The 17,376-nt window shown below is 65.6% G+C and carries 22 protein-coding genes and 1 tRNA gene; 9 read left to right on the top strand and 14 right to left on the bottom strand.

All coding sequences use genetic code 11. The features are described from left to right. Positions 1-185: 185 nt before the first annotated feature. Positions 186-1,229, top strand: a complete 1,044-nt coding sequence (locus DZF91_RS04945; RefSeq protein ID WP_117356303.1) for an AAA family ATPase — start codon at positions 186-188, stop codon at positions 1,227-1,229. Further along, positions 1,226-1,777: a guanylate kinase gene (locus DZF91_RS04950; protein WP_117356304.1), complete on the top strand. Its 552-nt coding sequence runs from the start codon at positions 1,226-1,228 to the stop codon at positions 1,775-1,777. Before DZF91_RS04945 ends, DZF91_RS04950 begins: the two co-directional genes overlap by 4 nt. 230 nt (positions 1,778-2,007) lie before the next feature. Here the strand turns inward: DZF91_RS04950 and DZF91_RS38765 are convergent, their stop codons facing one another. After that, the gene (locus tag DZF91_RS38765; protein WP_147340996.1) at positions 2,008-2,280 is read right to left on the bottom strand and encodes a hypothetical protein; all 273 of its coding nucleotides are present in this window, start codon (positions 2,278-2,280) and stop codon (positions 2,008-2,010) included. Between the two features lie 161 nt (positions 2,281-2,441). Beyond that, on the bottom strand, positions 2,442-2,678 hold the full coding sequence (locus DZF91_RS04955; protein ID WP_117356305.1) for a hypothetical protein: 237 nt from the start codon (positions 2,676-2,678) through the stop codon (positions 2,442-2,444). 155 nt (positions 2,679-2,833) lie between these two features. Here DZF91_RS04955 and DZF91_RS04960 point away from each other — a divergent pair, with 155 nt between their 5' ends. From DZF91_RS04960 to DZF91_RS04965, 3 genes are all read left to right on the top strand, one after another. Continuing rightward, a complete protein-coding gene (locus DZF91_RS04960) occupies positions 2,834-3,754 on the top strand; it encodes an AAA family ATPase (protein WP_199486415.1) in 921 nt (306 codons plus the stop codon). Between the two features lie 441 nt (positions 3,755-4,195). Continuing rightward, positions 4,196-5,116 carry a restriction endonuclease gene (locus tag DZF91_RS38770; RefSeq protein WP_147340997.1) on the top strand — a complete coding sequence of 307 codons (921 nt, stop codon included), beginning with the start codon at positions 4,196-4,198 and terminating at the stop codon, positions 5,114-5,116. A 41-nt stretch (positions 5,117-5,157) separates the two neighbouring features. Then, positions 5,158-5,649, top strand: coding sequence for a restriction endonuclease (locus DZF91_RS04965; protein ID WP_158587853.1), 492 nt, complete (start codon positions 5,158-5,160; stop codon positions 5,647-5,649). Positions 5,650-5,858: 209 nt separating this feature from the next. On the opposite strand, the gene DZF91_RS43075 is transcribed toward DZF91_RS04965, so the two are convergent. Continuing rightward, entirely contained in the window at positions 5,859-6,764 is a 906-nt protein-coding gene (locus DZF91_RS43075; protein ID WP_407920881.1) for a GNAT family N-acetyltransferase, read from the bottom strand. Between DZF91_RS43075 and DZF91_RS04975 the strand changes: the two genes are divergently transcribed. The 3 genes from DZF91_RS04975 to DZF91_RS04980 all read left to right on the top strand — a co-directional run bounded on the left by DZF91_RS04975 (position 6,694) and on the right by DZF91_RS04980 (position 8,088). Beyond that, the gene (locus DZF91_RS04975; protein ID WP_235834091.1) at positions 6,694-6,918 is read left to right on the top strand and encodes a hypothetical protein; all 225 of its coding nucleotides are present in this window, start codon (positions 6,694-6,696) and stop codon (positions 6,916-6,918) included. The genes DZF91_RS43075 and DZF91_RS04975 overlap by 71 nt on opposite strands. A gap of 72 nt (positions 6,919-6,990) precedes the next feature. Further along, positions 6,991-7,063, top strand: a tRNA-OTHER gene (locus DZF91_RS39445). Positions 7,064-7,149: 86 nt separating this feature from the next. Continuing rightward, positions 7,150-8,088 carry a tyrosine-type recombinase/integrase gene (locus DZF91_RS04980; protein WP_117356309.1) on the top strand — a complete coding sequence of 313 codons (939 nt, stop codon included), beginning with the start codon at positions 7,150-7,152 and terminating at the stop codon, positions 8,086-8,088. Positions 8,089-8,133: 45 nt separating this feature from the next. Here DZF91_RS04980 and DZF91_RS04985 read toward each other — a convergent pair whose 3' ends face one another. The 6 genes from DZF91_RS04985 to DZF91_RS05010 form a co-directional block, all read right to left on the bottom strand. Then, positions 8,134-8,364 carry a hypothetical protein gene (locus DZF91_RS04985; RefSeq protein WP_199486417.1) on the bottom strand — a complete coding sequence of 77 codons (231 nt, stop codon included), beginning with the start codon at positions 8,362-8,364 and terminating at the stop codon, positions 8,134-8,136. Between the two features lie 79 nt (positions 8,365-8,443). Further along, a complete protein-coding gene (locus DZF91_RS04990; RefSeq protein ID WP_117356310.1) occupies positions 8,444-8,737 on the bottom strand; it encodes a helix-turn-helix domain-containing protein in 294 nt (97 codons plus the stop codon). A gap of 158 nt (positions 8,738-8,895) precedes the next feature. Beyond that, on the bottom strand, positions 8,896-9,699 hold the full coding sequence (locus tag DZF91_RS04995) for a DUF6461 domain-containing protein (protein ID WP_117356311.1): 804 nt from the start codon (positions 9,697-9,699) through the stop codon (positions 8,896-8,898). Positions 9,700-9,737: 38 nt separating this feature from the next. Next, entirely contained in the window at positions 9,738-9,938 is a 201-nt protein-coding gene (locus DZF91_RS05000; RefSeq protein WP_117356312.1) for a DUF397 domain-containing protein, read from the bottom strand. A gap of 81 nt (positions 9,939-10,019) precedes the next feature. After that, entirely contained in the window at positions 10,020-10,226 is a 207-nt protein-coding gene (locus tag DZF91_RS05005; RefSeq protein WP_117356313.1) for a DUF397 domain-containing protein, read from the bottom strand. Further along, positions 10,210-11,076 carry a helix-turn-helix domain-containing protein gene (locus DZF91_RS05010; protein WP_117356314.1) on the bottom strand — a complete coding sequence of 289 codons (867 nt, stop codon included), beginning with the start codon at positions 11,074-11,076 and terminating at the stop codon, positions 10,210-10,212. The genes DZF91_RS05005 and DZF91_RS05010 overlap by 17 nt, the downstream gene beginning before the upstream one ends. An 854-nt stretch (positions 11,077-11,930) precedes the next feature. On the opposite strand from DZF91_RS05010, the gene DZF91_RS05015 reads away from it, so the two are divergent. Then, on the top strand, positions 11,931-12,641 hold the full coding sequence (locus tag DZF91_RS05015) for an ATP-binding protein (protein ID WP_117356315.1): 711 nt from the start codon (positions 11,931-11,933) through the stop codon (positions 12,639-12,641). Between the two features lie 54 nt (positions 12,642-12,695). On the opposite strand, the gene DZF91_RS39450 is transcribed toward DZF91_RS05015, so the two are convergent. From DZF91_RS39450 to DZF91_RS05035, 5 genes are all read right to left on the bottom strand, one after another. Then, the gene (locus tag DZF91_RS39450; protein ID WP_158587854.1) at positions 12,696-13,892 is read right to left on the bottom strand and encodes a hypothetical protein; all 1,197 of its coding nucleotides are present in this window, start codon (positions 13,890-13,892) and stop codon (positions 12,696-12,698) included. Continuing rightward, positions 13,861-14,502 carry a relaxase/mobilization nuclease domain-containing protein gene (locus tag DZF91_RS38775; protein WP_147340999.1) on the bottom strand — a complete coding sequence of 214 codons (642 nt, stop codon included), beginning with the start codon at positions 14,500-14,502 and terminating at the stop codon, positions 13,861-13,863. The genes DZF91_RS39450 and DZF91_RS38775 overlap by 32 nt, the downstream gene beginning before the upstream one ends. Positions 14,503-14,509: 7 nt before the next feature. After that, positions 14,510-14,866 carry a plasmid mobilization protein gene (locus tag DZF91_RS39455; protein ID WP_158587855.1) on the bottom strand — a complete coding sequence of 119 codons (357 nt, stop codon included), beginning with the start codon at positions 14,864-14,866 and terminating at the stop codon, positions 14,510-14,512. Between the two features lie 237 nt (positions 14,867-15,103). After that, complete coding sequence (locus DZF91_RS05030; RefSeq protein ID WP_199486418.1) at positions 15,104-15,478, bottom strand: DUF6193 family natural product biosynthesis protein; 375 nt, start codon at positions 15,476-15,478, stop codon at positions 15,104-15,106. Positions 15,479-15,793: 315 nt separating this feature from the next. Next, positions 15,794-16,807 carry a HEAT repeat domain-containing protein gene (locus tag DZF91_RS05035; protein WP_117356318.1) on the bottom strand — a complete coding sequence of 338 codons (1,014 nt, stop codon included), beginning with the start codon at positions 16,805-16,807 and terminating at the stop codon, positions 15,794-15,796. Positions 16,808-17,376: the final 569 nt, after the last annotated feature.

Consider the following 17,376-nt stretch of genomic DNA (forward strand, 5'->3'; position numbering starts at 1 on the left):
TCGTGGTTCGTCCGCGCTGCCGTTCGGTGCACGAAATTCCATCGGAGAAGGCGCGTGATTCCCATCACAGGCGGTTCGCCAGGATGCTGAACAGCGGTTTATACATCCGCTTTCACAAGCCCCGCGCAGATCATTCAGACGCCCGGAACGCTCCGCTTTCTGCAATGATCGGAAAAGGTGGAACCATGGTCGCGACCAAGCCCCGTCCCGGATGGCAGCCCGAGCGCCTGCGCGAGCGGCGCGAGAGCCACGGCCTCAGCCTGGAGGCCGCGGGCGACCAGCTCAGACGGATCGGAGAGCGGCACGGGCTGCACATCGGAGGCGACTTCCAGACGCTCTGGCGGCACGAGAACGGCACCGTCTACCCCGGCCCCCACTACCGGCGCGCCTACTGCCTCATGTACCGCTCAACCGAGCCTGACCTCGGCTTTCGCCTCCCGCTCCCCGGCGAGAACGTGGCCGAGCCGACGGCGGCCGTCCCGGTCCCCAGCCCGGCGACCGAGCCAGGCGCCACCGAGGAGGCCGCGTCCACGATCACCAAGGGCCTGGACCAGGTCACCGACGCCACCCAGGACCGCGACCCCGAGGCGGGCGACGTCCTGAAGAACCGCGTCGTCACCGCCTGGCGAGGACGAGCCCTCACCGACGGCTCGAACAAGCCCGTCCTCGTCCTGGTCGGCGGCTACGCCGGATCGGGAAAGACCGAATTCGCCCGTTTCCTCGGCGACATCTCAGGCTGGACGTTCCTGGACAAGGACTCACTCACCCGGCGTCTCACAGAACGCCTCTTGGAGAGCATGGGCGGCGACCCTCACGACCGTCACACAAGCCTCTATATGGATCACGTGAGGCCACTCGAATACAAATGCCTCATGGATACCGCAAACGACAACATCGACTGCGGAATCTCCACGATCCTCGCGGCCCCGTTCATCGCGGAACTGAATGACGAGGCGTGGCTGAGCCGCCTCACGAACCGCTGCCGCGCGAAGGGCGTGGACGTCGCGGCGATCTGGGTGCGGTGCGACGCCGACTCGATGCGCGAGTACATCGAGTTCCGCGACGCCCCCCGCGACGCGTGGAAGCTGACCCACTGGGAGCAGTACGCCGAGGGCCTGAACACCCAGAGCAGCCCGCCCGGCGTCCACCTCACGATCGACAACCGCTTGGGCGCAGCGATCAGCATCGCCGACCAGACCAGGGAGGCGCTGCGTAAGATCCTGACGTGACCAGGCGCGGCGTCATCCTCTACGGCCCCCCGGCCAGCGGCAAGGACACGATCACGGCCGAACTGGCCCGGCTGGACGACCGGTTCGTCCTGCTGACCAAGCTCAAGGCCGGGACGGGCCGCAGCGCCGGCTACCGCTACGTGTCGGCGGCCGAACTGGACGCCCTCCGGGCCGAAGGCCGCCTGGTCATCGAGACTGAGCGCTACGGCAACCGCTACGCCGTCGACCGCCACGACATCGACGCCCTCATTGACGCCGGACGCATCCCGATCGTCCACATGGGTGACATCCCCGGCGTGACCGCCCTCAGCTCCGCCGTCCCACTCACCTGGACGCGCGTCCGCCTATGCGTCCCACGCGAGGTGACCGCCGCACGCTCAACCCACCGCGGAGACACCGACACCGCCAGCCGGCTAGCCGCATGGGACGAGGCCGAAGCCGACCGACGCACGAATGGTGAGGCCGTCACGTTCGACCTCACCATTCGCACTCACGAGACAGACCCAGCCGAGGCCGCCAAGCGCATCAGCCGGGCCACCCTCGGCTGAACCACGTCATGACGTGCGACGTCGAACAGGCGGCCAAGGCCAGACGTCGGCCCGCATCACCGCTTCGCGCAGTTGTCGAGGTGTAGAAGCCTCCACCAGCCGCGACCCCCAATGCAGGCGCACCAGCGCCCACCAATTACCGGTCGCACGCCCGTACCAGGCCGACAGCACACAGCCGAACTCACGCTTGAGCGCCGCCACCACCTGCTGTTCGTGCGGCGCTACGTCCATCACTCGACGCCCGGCCTGATGCCCCAGGACCGCAGCAGTTCGCCCACGGTCTCGGCCGCACGCGACGGCGCGTAGCACGGCCCGAGCCAGGCCCCAGTACTCGATCGGTACCACCACGTCCGCTCACCCCGAACGACACTCACCGTGTCGCCGACCGAGGACGTGAGCGAGGACCGGACGAGCAGTTCCGGCGGCGAGTTCGAGTACCGAGGCGCGGACGCCCAGCCGAGCCGTCCCAGATCCCGCGCGAGCCGATCCAGACGACGGCACACCCACCGTGTCCGCCACCGTTCGCCGAAGGATTCGGAAGACGGCGCAGCCGACGAGGCAGGGGGAACCCCCGCCGACCGCGCCGCCTTTCCTTCCCCTCCCACAGGGGCCGCCCTCCCAGCGGCCCCCTCCGGTGACGAGCCGCCCGGGGGGTCGGGAGCCATCACCGGTCCTCGTTCCGTACGGCCGCCTGCTGCCTCTCCTCCTCCAGGGCGGAGCGCAACGCGGTCGCGTCGGAACAGATCACTGTGGGGTCGATCCCTGCGGCGGGGTCGTGCAGGGATGCCACCCAGTCACCCAGCCGCCCGTCTAAGCGCGCGGAGCGCCAGATGCGATGGCCGGGGAAGTCGTTGCGGAGCTGGGCCAGGGCCACATCGTCGGGACACTGGTTGGGAGCCATGGCGAGACCTCACGAAGGACGCCGAATTCGTCCGGAAGAGAACGGATTCGTTCGCTGAAGTGGAACGCCACGAAGCATTCCGCGCACTCGACTTCCGCGGAGGAGCCTGACAGGGGGCCAGGCGGGGGCCAGACTTGGAGCACGGGAGGTCCGTGATGCCCACGCAGCGCCAACGCGACTTCGGCCAGTACCTCGCACGCCTGCGCGGCGACCGGAGCCAGCGCCAGCAGGCCGACCTACTGTGCTCGCTCTCTGGAAAAGCCACCCTCACCCGGAACGAGGTGTCCCGGTGGGAGCGAGGCGAGCGCATTCCGGACGACTGGTTGCCCTACATCGCCCGGGCCAGCGATGTCCCGCTCTCGGTCATCGAGGCCAAGGCCGCCCATGCCCGAGGCAAGATCCCAACCCCACCGGTCGACCTGTCGCCGTTCTTCCCCCAGGCCGAAGCACTGAAGGCCCGCATCGCCGGCGCCCTGCACACCCGCCGCGTCACCACCGCGACCGCGGCCCCGCTCCTGGTCCTGGTCGGCGGTTACGCCGGATCAGGCAAGACCGAGTTCGCGCGTTTCCTGTCGGACCTGACCGGCTGGGCCGTCCTGGACAAGGACGCCATGACCCGCCGCATGACCGAACGCCTGCTCATCTCCCTCGGCGGAGACCCCCACGACCGCCACACCGACCTCTACCAGCGCGAGATCCGCCCGCACGAGTACCGGTGCCTGATGAACAGCACCTACGCCAACATCGACGCCAACATCTCCATGATCGTCTCGGCTCCGTTCGCCACCGAGCTCCACACCCCGGGATGGCTCGACCGCCTCACCCACCGCTGCAAAGCCCGAGGCGTCGATGTTGCCGCCATCTGGATCCACAGCGACAACGACACCATGCACGACTACATCGAAACCCGAGATGCCCCGCGCGACGCCTGGAAGCTCAACCACTGGGACGAGTACACCAGCACCCTCCAGGACGCCCCGCCACCCGGCATCACCACCACGGTCGACAACCGCCACGGCGCAGCCGTCAGCCTCGCCGACCAAACCCGCACAGCCCTCCGTAAGCTCGTGAACTGATCAACCCTGCCCACCAGATTCAGCCCACAACTCGAACATGCTCACAGCCATCACTGCCAAGACGGCACACACCAACGACGAGATCAACCAGATGATCCAGATGATCATGAAGCTCCGCATCGCTGGGATCGTAGTGACCAGGTGACCCCAGAGCCCCGGATGAGAACTTTCTCTACGTCTTCAAGGGCGCCGCTCCGCGTCGCCAGCGGCCGCCCGCCCCGGCGCGCCGGGCGTGCGGCCTGTTCCGTCCGGTCCCGCCGCGCCGCGTCAGCCGTCCGCAACCAACTTTCCTGATCTCGTCCAACGCATAATGTGCTCACGAGTCGTTCCGTATGCCTAGGCTGCATACTGGGGGTTGTACGCGACCTTCAATGAGACGGTAACCCGGGCATCATCGACGCCCGTTATTGGGACCAGAGAAGAACATGGATAGGGGCAGCCGTGGACGCGGCGATCATTCGGGCCGGTGGCGTTGACCTGACACATATTATTCAGGCGTGCGATGAAGCTGGGATTGATGAAACGGTGATCATTGGCAGCGCCTTTGCTGATCAACTGATCGAGCGACCAGTGCCAGCAATTGTCATCGGCGTCCTGCGACCCACCACGCTCGACGACGTTGATAACTCGGATCCCAATTCCGATAAATCTCTCACACTTACAAATTTTGAAGTTCTTCTTCGCGTCGGTAGGGCACTTGAGAAAGGGGCCGCTACTTGCCTAGTCGTACCACCTCCATTGCGGCCGCCCAAGGGAATTTCATCACTGACGGTCATATCTAGCCCAGTCGACGACTTTGAAAGTCTACGCCTACACCTCTGGGCATTGACCGCAGCTCAATCTCGCGAAGATAGTCAGTCGTCTTCGCAGGAACCGGACAAACGCTACATAGATCAGAACTACTTCCTGCAATCATTGAGGGAGATTTCGCGAGGGAATGATCCGGGACGGCGGGCGATGCAAACAGAGCAACTAGCAGGTGAGCTTCTGCGAGCTGCCGGGGTTGCTTTCGCCGAACATTCCGAAATGAGCGCAGGCGATAGAGGGTACGACCTCGCAGTGCTGCCCGACCGTCTTTCGGGCGACATAACCTACATACAAATAAAAGCCGGACGTTTGGACGAGAGGCGACTGCATGATGAGGAGCTGCGCCTCCGGGAAGCTGTACTAAGGCGACATTGCCAATATGGCGTGCTTATCTATCATGATGCCGACGGGCGCAAACTGCCATCCAAGAGAGCTACGCCGCTGGTGGTCAGGATCGCCCTTGAAGACCTGATACACCGACTGGGAAACAAAGACTTTCGGCGCATCCTAAGCGAGGAGCTCGCCGAAGCAGCGGAGCGAGATCTAATATGGTGACGTATTCGGTCACTGTGATTAATTCGCTTCTCAGAACCTGCATGAATACCTCGCTTGCAACCACCGACCGAGGCAGGGCATTCGAAGAACTATTCTGCTACCTGCTGGATCAGGTCCCGGGTTTGAGGACCCGCAGAAATGCACTCAATCACTACAATAGCGAAGAGATCGATATCGCGGTAGCCAACACGCGAATGTCGAATGGATTGGCCTGCTTTCCGCATCTATTTCTGGTCGAATGCAAAAACTGGAGTAATCCAGTCGACTCCTCAACCATTGCAGAATTCATCGACAAGCTCGAGAACCGTCGCATTGAACTTGGCGTGCTCGTTGTCGCCAATGGAGTAACCGGCGATCCGGAAACACTTAAATCGGCTTACCATAAAGCAGCAATGGCCCAATCTCGAGGGCATCGTCTGATTGTTCTCTCGCTCGATGATCTCCTAAAGGCGTCAACTACGCGAGAGTTCACTGAGCTGTTGGTTGACCGGTTACTAGGTGTTGTAGTTTCCGGGACATTCCAGCTTCTGTAGATCACAAACCCCCTCCAGCGAGCAGCAAGGCTCACCGAGCGCGAACCAGGGGGCTGCGCCGCCCCCTGGACCCCCGCGAGCCGGGCCACTCATTCGCGCGGTTAGGTCTGTCACGAGGTTACGCGCCGTTCGCGCGAACGAGCACCCCGGAGCGGCGTGCGTCCGCGCGTAGAGTGCGGAGGCAAGCAACCCATCCGTTGGTTTAAATGTCAGGTGGCGGAAGTGCGCAGGCCCACGGCGTCATGCTGCCAGAAGACGTCCGGGTAAACGAGAGCGCCTGTCATCCACGGCTCGTGAGCGGGCAACCTGATTGTCTGGAAAGCGGGCATCGGGGATCCGCAGAGACGGTTGCGAAAGCCTAAGGCACCGCCCGGAGAGAACCCCAAACGCGGATAGAAGTCAGGCTCCCCTTCCAGAATCACCACCGGAACCGACCTGGTTGTTAGGGCGTCCAGACCGCGCCGCACAAGAGCAGTCCCGATGCCTCGCCGTTGCCGGCTGGGCAAGACTCCCAGCGGGCTCAGGACCTGCACCGGAACGAGCCGACGAGGAGCGTCTAGCCGACTCCCCGAGGACAGCACATGCCCGACGACCTGACCGACCTCCACGGCAACCAAAGACAAACCGTCTTGTGGTATGAACCGCTCTCGCAGTGCTTCCAGCAAGGCGACCACGTGGTCACCCTGGCGGCCGAACGCCTGTAGATGCACCTCTCGTACGGCCGCGTGATCACTAAGCCGTTCTTCGCGAAGATCCACCGGGGCACGTAGATGAACCAGTGGCAGAGGCGCATCAGATCTATTCTCACGATGCTGGGTGGACGTGCTAACGGGATTGCTAACGGCGGGCCGGGACGGAGGTGGATCTTGTTCTTCAGACTCGTAATGAATCGCTCGATATCCAAGCCTCACCGGGCGCTTCCGATGCAGGGCCTCCGGACGACGCGTCCGACATCGGGCCCATCGGAGCGACATCCGAACGCACTGGAACCACCCGCGACACCGGAGGTACTGTCTGGACGTGGACGAGGCAGAGCTGAGCGGAATGAGCTGGCGGAGCGAAGTACGCAAGCGACCTACCGCCGAGCAGGACCGGGACGCCCTGGCCCGTCTCATCGAGTACGACGCCGACCCATTCGAGGTCGAGCTGTACGAGCTGGCGACCGATCCGCGCACGCTGCTCGTGGACCGCGCCCAGCGGCGCCACGCGGGACAGCATGAGCGCCACGTCAGGCGGCTTAAGAGCCGAGGTCAACGCCCCCGCATGTGACAGCAACGATGACAGCAACAGCGGGCACCGGCCGCCACCACGAGGCCCCATCGAGCACCGTCCGACCTCGTGGGGCGTCCAGCCGGTAGGGGTGTTGCTCTACCTGAAAAGCGGAAGGTCGGCGGTTCGACCCCGCCCCTGCCCACATCTTGCCTCTGACCAGCGAGAACACCGGTAACGGGTTGATCACCCCAGGTGTATACCGCTGGAACAGAGGAAAACTTTCCCACGATGGGTACGCATCGCAGGCGGCCCAAGAACCTGCAGGCGGGTTCCTACCAGGCCGCGATCAACTCCTTCGCCCTCCACCTCAACGCTGAGGGCAAATCCCCTAAGACGGTACGAACCTACGTCGAAGCGACGCAATGGTTCGCCGCCGCGCACCTCCGCGACAAGACCACCCACACCGACTGGGACGACGTCATCCCCGACGACGTCCGGGCCTGGATGGTCTGGCTGCTCGATACCTACTCCGACAGCTACGCGAACAACCAGTACCGGGCCCTCCAGCAGTTCTTCCGCTGGTGGTCCGAGGACGAGGAACTCCCGAACCCGATGGCCAAGCTCCGGCCCCCGGCCGTGGGCGAAAAGGTCGTCCCCGTCTTCACCGAGGAAGAGCTCAACAAGCTCCTGCGCGGCTGCGAGGGCCGGACGTTCGTCCAGCGTCGCGACTTCGCCATCCTGACGCTCTTCCGCTCGACCGGGCTCCGCCTCTCGGAGCTCGTCGGCATCAAGTACAACCCCGAGGACCAGGACCGCAGCGACCTCGACCTGATGCGCCGCGAACTCCTGGTCACCGGCAAGGGCAACAAGCAGCGCATCGTCCGCTTCGGCCACGGAGCGGCCCGCGCCGTCGACCGCTACATCCGCGTCCGCGCCAAGCACACCGCGTCCAACCGTGCCCTCTGGCTCGGCGCCAACAACCGCCCGCCCATGACGGCGAACGACGTCTACCAGATGGTCGCCCGACGCGGTGAGGAGTGCGGCGTCGCCGTCAACCCGCACAAGTTCCGCCACCACTTCTCGCACACCTGGCTCGACCGGGGCGGCGCCGAAGGCGACCTGATGGAACTCAACGGCTGGACGTCCCCGCAGATGCTCCGCCGCTACGGCAAGAGCGCCGCCAGCAAACGCGCCCGCCGCACCTACGACCGCATCATGGAGGACTGAGCAGGAACGCGAAGGCCCCGGGCATCCGCCCGGGGCCTTCGTCGTTCACCGCTTCCGTCTCGCCTGCGCCGACCGTTTGGCTAGACGCAGCATGTAAGCCCGTTTCGCATGCTCGGCCCGCTGCCGCCGCTCCGCGGGAGCGAGCTGCTCGTCCGGATCAACCTCGCGCTCGAAGCGAGCGAGGAAGGCGTCACGGGCGGGCTGGGTCCGTTTCTTGCGGTCGTGCGTTCTGCTCCAGGAGGTCAGGGCGGCGATGCGCTTGTCGATACTGCTCACAATCACCTGCTTCACGAGTCGTCGCGCCGCTCACGAACGACCCCCCGCCGTCGTAAGCGCACGCGGGTGGACAGCCGGTTCAGTTCTCGCTGGCAGTGGACGCAGCGCCAGACCGAGCCCGGCGCTGCGCACGGTATCCCGCACCCTTCTTCGGCTCGGGTTCTTTGGGGACGGACAGCTCCGGCTCACGATGCGGTTGCCGAAGGACCTCGCGAACGGCTTCCCAGGAGTACCGGAAGTCCTTGCCGGTCTTGAGCGCGGGGGTCTGCCCGGCGTTGGCCATCCGCCGGACGGTCTGCGCCGACAACCCCAACTTCGCCGCCAGCTCCGCGGTGGTCAGCACATCGGGATCACGGCCTGCTTGCTCAGACATCAACGCACTCCAGGTCAGCGAACGAGGCACTCAGCAGCACACTCTCCGACTACTTAACAAAGCTTGAAGCTGTTTGCGCTCCAACATTGCCACGCTGAGTAGTCGCTCCACAACCATCGTGGGACGTGGCCATGAGAGTTGGAGGCTCGGACTTCCGTTTAGGTCTGGTCTGGCTGCGGATCGCTTTCCAGGCGGAACACGATCGGGTCCGGGTGCGGCGGGAGCGGCCTCGCGGACTGTTCGCGGTGCTCAGCCATGGCCTGCTCCACTTGTTCCCGGGTGATCTCCTTGTAGGTGCGTTCGCCAGTGGCGTCCGTGCTGTGGATAACGACGCTGGTCCATTCCTGGTCGGGGATGGTGACGATCCCGGCGGTGTAGGTGGCGCTCTCCAGCATCTCGGCAGTGACACGGACGCCGGTGAGTTCCTCGGCCAGTGCGAACAGCCCGGGAGTGCCCAAGTCTCGGTCGTCACTGTCGAGGTCATAGCCGACCCGCTGCATGACTTCCAGCAGTGCGTCGGGAGTGCTGCCGGAACGCTCTCGAGGCCATTCGAAAGCGGTGCGCTTCTCTCCGTCCTGCCACCAGTGGAAGTAGGTGATGGCCTTGGCGTTGCGGAAGTGCGAGATGGCCTGCGTCCCAGCGGACGCCGGCCCCATGAACCGGTCGTCGATGCCGAGGCTGCCGTTGACCTCCAGAGCCAGCGTCCAGGGGCCGTCCGAGCCAGGAACCGACGCTGCACCCACCAACATGTAGTCGCCGTACACCACTTGACCGTCTTGGAACTCCTCGTCCAGGTCGGCGTAGGCCTCCAGGCCCTGGAACTCACCCTGGACATCAGCGCCGAGCCGCGCCAGGAACTCGGCGGGAGCCAGCCCCTGGATCAGAGAGAGGCAGTACGACTCAGAGAGCCAGCCACGCCGGAAGTCACTGAACCAGGCATAGTCAGAGGTCGAGGCAGTCATGGCGCCGGATACTGCCACCAGGCACCGACACCATCACATCAGCCGTTCGCCCGCGCTCCCAGGGAGTGCAGCAACGCGCGCCAGGCAATGGGCGTCACGAGCAGGGTCCCGACGTCCGTGGCTTTCGAGTCGCGGATGGGCACGTGCGAGGCGACGGCCGCGACCTCTACGCACTCTCGCGTGGCGTCGCTTCTGGAGCTCTTTCGCCAACTCGCGCCGGAGAGGTCAAGGCCGTCCACTCTGCGACCCCCTCGGTCATGCAGGCATGTGCTCCTTCGCCGCGCCAGCGATGAGGCGGAGGAGGTGAACGTGAATCCCTGTCAGTCGTTCGTCAGGTGTCCCACGGAGTGCAGCAGCGCGCGCCACGCAGTGGGAGTGACGAAGAGAGCGCCCGAGTCCGGCGCCTTTGAGTCGCGAAGGGCGATGAACCTGGAGACAGGTGCCACTTCGACGCAGTCACTGTCCGTGCTCCCACTCCAACTCGACTTGCGCCAGCGAGCTTCGGAGAGATCAACGTGAGGACTCATAAGACTGCCGGTACTCCTCTGCGAGGTCCTCGATCAAGGCCAGCGAGTCGTCCTCGGAGAGCGCTTGATCAGTCAGCCAGTCGAACCTCACCGTACAACGAGCAACCTGTTCCACATCCTCGATGAAGATCTCGCCCGCGACTCCGCCGACGTAGACGACATCGGGGTCGAAGGCCCCCTCAAAGCCCAGGATGACGAAGGACCCGTTCAGTCCGCTGTGCTCGCCCGCGCTCGCGGGGAGCACTCGGAGACTGACGTTGGGCTTGCGAGCCGCGTCAGCAAGCGCGTCGAGTTGGCGGGCCATGACCGATGCACCTCCGACAGGACGCCGAAGAAGCGCTTCGTCGAGCACGGCCGTGAACTGTGGACCGTCCTGGCGTTCGAGGACGGCCTTCCGAGCCATACGCGCCTGAAGTCGCCGCAGTTGGACGGCCTCAGGTTCGTCCTTGCTGCCCGCACGAATCACGGCAAGCGCGTAGTCGCTGGTCTGGAGGAGGCCAGGCACTGTCTGGACCTGCCATGTGCGGATGCTGCCCGCGTCATCCTCCAACTCGGCGAAGGACCCGGTCAGCACGTCGTTGAACGCCGACCACCAACCCCTCTTGCGGACGTGCTTCGCCAGCTCCACCAGGGCGAGCTTCATCGCCTCGTCGCCGCCGTAGAGATCAAGCATCGCTTCGACATCCGAGGGCCTCGGCCTTGTTTTGGCCGTCTCGAACCGCACAAGTTTTGGGCGGCTCCACCCGAGCGCCGCAGCGGCCCGTTCCATCGTCACACCCGCGCGCTCGCGTTCTTGACGAAGCTGGCGGGCCAGACGTCGATGCCTGACGGTCGGGCTCTGCTCGGTCATGGCGTGAAGCCTTACACAGTCGCGTGATCGTTTTGGCTGATCAACTCAAGAATGTCACGCCCGAATCTGAACAAGTGCATGGACAGGTGAGCGATCGAAGGCGCATGATTGCGCCACAACTCAATGACTCAACGTGTCGATCTAGATCCACTGGGTGAGATGAGGCAAGCCATCCGCCCCGAGGGACCGAGGAAGGAGTGCCCCGCCAGAGGAGGCGGTCCCGGCCGGTGCTGGCACACCGACCGGGACCTTGATCGGATTCTGGAGATCCAACCAATGCACAATCGTACGAATCCCCCGGGTGTGGGGACAGTCCAACCCGCGGGCTCGTCCCCGCCAGCCCCCGTTCGCTTTCCGCACGCGGGTGCCTCTTCTCTGAGCCAGTCGCCTTGGGTAAGGCACGAACCTGACCCGGAGCGTGTGCTCGCCGAGCTGCACGCCCGCAATCCCGCGCTTGTCGCATGGTGGGGAGAGTGGACGGGGAGCTACTGGCACCTCGACCAGGAGCCGGACGGTACGTTCCGCCTCTTGGAAGCGGCCACGGCTGAGGAGCTGCATGCTCAGCTCGTCGTCCTCGCACGACGGACGGAGTGGCGTCCTGCTTGGTCGTCAGTTCCTCAGCCGTCGGCTGCGGCTTCCCAGCGCGTCCCGAGCACCTCGGCGAGGTGCGTCCCGACTCCGAGGACAAGGGACGTCCCGGCACCTCCCAAGCCTCGGCCGCGCGGGTTGCTCTCCCGGCTTCTGCGCAGGTTCACAGGACGGCGCCGCCTCGAGCATCCTGCCAAGGTCGGCTCGTGCAGGAAGGCGTGCTGCGTCCCGAGCCAGCGCGGGCGGCGGGACGGGCGGGATGTGCCGTGCTGAACAGTCTCTCTCCCGACCTCATCACCGGAGGGCACTGCTCCTTCCCTCTGCCGAGTGACGCGAGCTGCGCTTCCGTCGCACGCTCGTCGCTCACCATCGTCATGAACGATCTCGGACTGCCGTCCGACCTCATCGACGACGGTGCACTCGCCGTCTCGGAGCTGGCCACCAACCAGCTGCTCCACGCGCCGAGCAGCAGCGCCGAGCTCTGGACGTGGATACGCACCCGCCCTTCCCCTCATCTGGTGGTCACGGTCTTCGACACCGCCCGCGACGTCATTCCTGTCCGGTCGGACGACTACCTGTTGGACGAGCACGGGAAGGGACTCGCGATCGTCGCCGCCCTCGCGGCCTCGGTCGGCGCGCATCCGAGCCGTGCCCGCCTCCAGGCGAACCCGGTGGAAGGGAAGGCTGTCTGGTTCACGCTGCCTCTGCCGCAACCCTGGATCGGCACAAGCGTGAAGCCGAACCCGCTTCGTGCGAGGCAGCAGCTCCTTCACGCTCTTCGGTCGCGTGGCCTGCCCGCCAAGCGCGTGAGTGACGCTCCCGGTACGACCACGATCCACCTCGACAGGCTGCGCATCGACATCACCTGCGACGGCTTCGCCTGGTGCACCGAGGACGGCCTGCCCCTTCGATACCCGCTGCTCGATCTGCAGGACGCCGTCGAGGCGATCATCCTGCAGATCGACACCTCATCCTGAGGCCGTTTCGCTTGGGCAGGCCGTCATGAGCATGGCGGCCTGCCCCTGCGGGTCTTAACGGGTCGGACTGCGTCGTCTCGGCGTTGGATCCGGCGCGCGTCGAATGGGCGGACTGGCAGTGAACGGGGGTCGCCATCCCTGCGGCAGCTCCGCCCGCACCGGTGCTACTTCCGGAACGTCCGGGAGTGCGTTCGAGGCGATCGCTCTTGGCTTCTCTGCTTCTGGGGTCTGAAGCAACCAGGGTGGCTCGGGGTGCTCCGCTGTCGTCCGGCGGATAAGTGTTGCCGCGGTCCTGGCCGCGTCCGCTTGGGGCTGTCGGCGATGCAGGCGGTGCAGGTCTGTGATCGCTTCGATGAGTGTCACGAGTGCGGCGGCGAGTTGGAGCATGAAGCCCGCGTCACCGGCTCTGGTGGTCGCTAGGACTCGGGCGATGCCGCGCAGCCGCATCCCTGCTGGTGTCGGGCGGGGAATGCGTCCATATGGTGCGCGGGCTGCACGGTCGTAGGCGTCCGCGGCCTGGTCCAGGTGGCGATTCCCGGTCGCGAGCGCAGCCGATCTGAGCATGTCGGCCGCGGCCCAGCAAGCGTCCTGGGCACGGTGTGGATCGACGACCGTGTTGCGGCGAATCTCGGCGGTCGCGAACTCCGCCGCCCTCGTCGCGTCCCGGTAGATCGCCTTGCGCTCCTCCGTCGTCAGTTCCGGGGGTGGAGGCCTTGGCACCCCGCCGCGCAGCGCGCGCCACAAGGCCGGCCACGAGAGGTCGGCCGCCAGCTTCCCGCCGCTGAACCATTGGAGCTGGCCGTCAGTATCTAAGTGATCGGGAAGAGCGACGGCGTAGCCTGTGATCTCACCTGGATTGGTCTCGCTCTGCCGAAGCCGAACCACCAGCCCCTCGCGTTCCAAGTGCTGAACGAACTCGGCAGGCGTCCGTGCCTGTCCGGCGGCTTCCCGGAGGACGGTCCGCAGGTAGGCCCGCGCGGTCTGCTCTGACAGATCCCGTCCGGACACGGCCGGACTTCCGGACTGCCAGCGCGCCCGTAGCTTGGGAAGGGTGAGGTCAGCGGCCAGCTTGCCACCGCTGAACCAGACCGGGTGTCCGCTCGCCGTCCGACCTTCCCGCGTTGCAACCGCGTAGCCGGTCACCTGGTCCGGCTGGCGTTCGCTGTGCCGGAGCCGGACGAGGACGCCTGCCTCCTGAAGCCCGGAGAAGAACGCGGCCTCACTCCCGGCCCCGGCCGCCGCAGTCTGCACGAGCCGACGCAGTTCGGATCGCGCATCGCGTGGCATGCCGATCCGCCGTGCCTTCTCCGTCTCTCCTCGTGTCGGACGTCGGACGTCGGGCCGCGGTCCGGTCGGCCGCAGCCGTCTGCCGCAGTCCGAAGGTCTCCTCGATCGACCGGCACGCGGACCGCACGCGGTAGGCGTCGTTCCACACCTTCGGACGCGTCCCGTCCTGACGGGCCAGGGTGGCTACAAGGTGGACATGGTCGTCGGCGTGCCGGACCGCGATCCAGCGGACGCCGTCCGGATCGTCGTCCGGGGCCAGTCCGGACCGGTCCATCACCTCGCGGGCGACCTGCGCCCACTGCTCATCGCTCAGGATCGGGTCCTCTGGCGCCGCTCGTACCGGCACATGCCACACCGGCCGAGGATGGTTCCGATCCCCGAGAACCTCCACCGGCAGCGACAGCAGTTCAGCCAAGTGCCGGAGGTCCCAGCGTCCGTCCTCTCGCTGCGTCGGTTGTAGGAGATGCGCGGGCCGAAACCCAGCCACAATCCGCGGCGCAACGTTCGCACCCGGCCCGAACAGGTACCGCAGCACGCCATGAACCCGATCCCGCCGCAGGACCTTGGCAATCAACGAACGGTCACCGCAGCTTCCTCCGGGCCTCCTGCACAGCCTCGTCCAGCCGCAGAAGAACGCGCTCTGCTGTCCTCGCATACCCCTCAAGCGCAGCAGTCGGAGCCCCGGTCGCCTGCAGCGTGGCTACCGCTTGGTTAAGGTTGACCCCGACCCGGTTCACCTGCCCGGACGCCTGCATCAGGCAGGTCACGGCCTCTCGCCACGGCTCATGCTCCAGCGGCTCCCGCTCTTCAACCACCGACAAAGCCGTCTCGGCGACGAACGCCCCCAATGCCCACCCAGACCGCTCGGCAGCCGCCTTCAACGCAGCCCATTCCCGCTCCGAAACCCACACCGGAATCCGGCACGTCCTCCGGTCCACCCCGCGCTGATACCGACGCCTTCGCGCCCTCCGCCCCACCCTCACTCCGTCGTTTGCTGTCTGTCTCTCCCATCAACCCCCCGTCTCCCGTTCACGGACCGCACCCGGTCCCCCAGCACCTCGCCTGGATCGCGCCCGATCCAGGCCAATAACGCGCCGAAAGGCCATCTCTTGCCCCCTGCGGCGCGGGGGGGCAAGAGATGGCCTTTCGGCGGATCACTCATGGCTCTTCAGCTGCTACTCGATCGCTTCGTGAGCGGCGAGTTCTTCCGGCGTGCCGACGAAGGCCGGCCCGCACTTCTCAGGGAGGTGCTGGACCACCATCGCGACGGCTTGGGCGGCAGTTGCTACTGGCCCCAGTGTCTCGGACCGTGATGGGCCCGATACCCAATACGCCTCCCGCGCAGGCTGAATGAAGAGGATGTCCCATGTCCAGCGCTGGCCGGTACAGCGGCTGAAATGCAACTCCCCCATCCCAGTCCACGGGAACAACTCGCGAAGACGAGGCTCGGCATAGGCGGCATCGATCAGCTCGGTGCGAACCCGCCCGTCGTCCCTCACGGCTTGCCAGGCAGCCTCGACGATGGCACGGCTAGACGGTTCAACGCTCACAGCCAACACCATCGCCAGTGCACGCAGCCCGCGCGGATCAAAGGCACGCAGTCCAGGTCACGGACTCGTGCACGCGAGCCGCAGGCAGGTTGAAGGACGCAGTCACCGTTCGACGTTCCCAGGCTCGTTCACGATGCGTCTCCGGCATCCGAGAAAGTCCGATCACCAGCACTCTGCCTTCCGTCTGAGCCTCACCCCAGCAAAGCCCCTTCAGACGAGGTCGCAAGCTTTGCGCTCCATACTTCCCCGTCGGTGACACAGAGTCAACATCTCATCGACACCTGTAGCCGCCGGTTGGAGCTGCGCGGCGGGGCACTACTTACTCGGCTCGGCCCAAGGATCGCCATGCACCGCCCGCCAGTCCACCTCAGGATTGAGCATCAGGTGCACGCAGCGTCGTAGACCGCCACCGTCCCAGTCGACCCCTTCCATCCACGGGACGCCTCCGAGCTGTTCGGCGAGTTCATCGGTGATCTGCGTGGTGAGCAGGGTCCGAAGCTCCTCGGGGACCGGATCGTCGACCAGGCAGAGCCAACCGATCGCGGCACTCACACGCCAATCGACGGGCCGGTCCGGAGCCGACCACCATTGCCGCAACAGCTCGACGGTGCTCTCATCGTGATGCTCTGCGGCCAGTTGAGCGAGCGCCAGGACGATGCTCACGCGCGCGGCCGGCACATCCTCAACGTCCAACCGTCGCCGCAACGCAAGGGAAACCAGCTCGGTGCCGTCCAAGACCGTGGCCAGCACGTAGCAGGCACCCGACCGGACCCGCGCATCGGCATCATTGAGCAACTCCAGCAGCAGAGACACGTCAGCGGTGAGCGCGATGCGCGCCGCCCGTACCGCCCAGTTTTCCAGCTCGCCGCTCAAGAGGACCATCGGGTGGTCATCCTCGATCTGGAGCAGCCCCTTCCGCGTTCCGTCCCCGTAATACCGTCGCCGTGCCGCTCCACCGACAAGCAAGAGGAGGTCGGCACGATGGTGCGCTACCGGCGCGACGGCCAGACGAAGCAAGAACGGGGTCGCCAGCGCCGCTGGCGGGTAGGTCCCCCCCTCATGCAGCACTTCGTCCCCTAGCTTCTTCAGGGCTCGCCCAGCGGTCTGGTCGTCGGGAGAAGCTACTTGCTCCAAGTCTTCGGGCACGTTCACCGCTGGACCGTAGCCGTGCCAGAAACGGCTCCAAGGGACCTGGTCGTACTTCAGCTCGTTCTTCACGTCTTGCGGGATGCCCGCAACCACCACACGCACATCCAGATCCGACCCCTCACGCCGCATCACCTCGTCGTAGGACCACGACCAGAAACCCTTACCGACCACATCACTCATGCACCCGATCCTGGCAGCACACCGGGTCTCATAACGCAAGTGACGGACGCCGAAGCATCGCAATCAGCACGACAGTGGGGGAGACACCGGGCGCGGACCCGCCTAACCGCGTTGACAGGTTCCCCCAGCACGCCCGGTGAGAACTTTCCCTACGTCTTCCAGGGGGCCCGCCCCGGCGCGCCGGGGCGGGCGGCCTGTTCCGTCCGGTCCCGCCACGCCGCCTCGATCGACCGCCCGAGCCTCGGAGAGCAGCCAATGAAACGTAAGAGGGGCGTCCATCTGACGCCACGCCCCAGAGCACCCCGTCCGCTCAACTCCGACTGTCACATGGTTTCGCCCGCCGCTGCACAAACGAGCGCTCCGGGAATACGAGCGCCGAAAAGGATCAAGCGCTAGGGAGGAGAGGATGGTCCGTGGACGGATCTGGCCAGCATCGGACAGAAGTCAATCACGTTGGGCCGGACCCGATTCCCAATGGCCGCTCTGCTAGACGAGTAGTTCCGAAGTTAGTGGTCGTAGGCGATCAGTGATCGTGTGGTGGGTTGTCCGGTGCGGTGGTTGTGCCAGAT

It is taken from the genome of Actinomadura logoneensis, assembly GCF_003428695.1.
Classification (GTDB): domain Bacteria; phylum Actinomycetota; class Actinomycetes; order Streptosporangiales; family Streptosporangiaceae; genus Spirillospora; species Spirillospora logoneensis.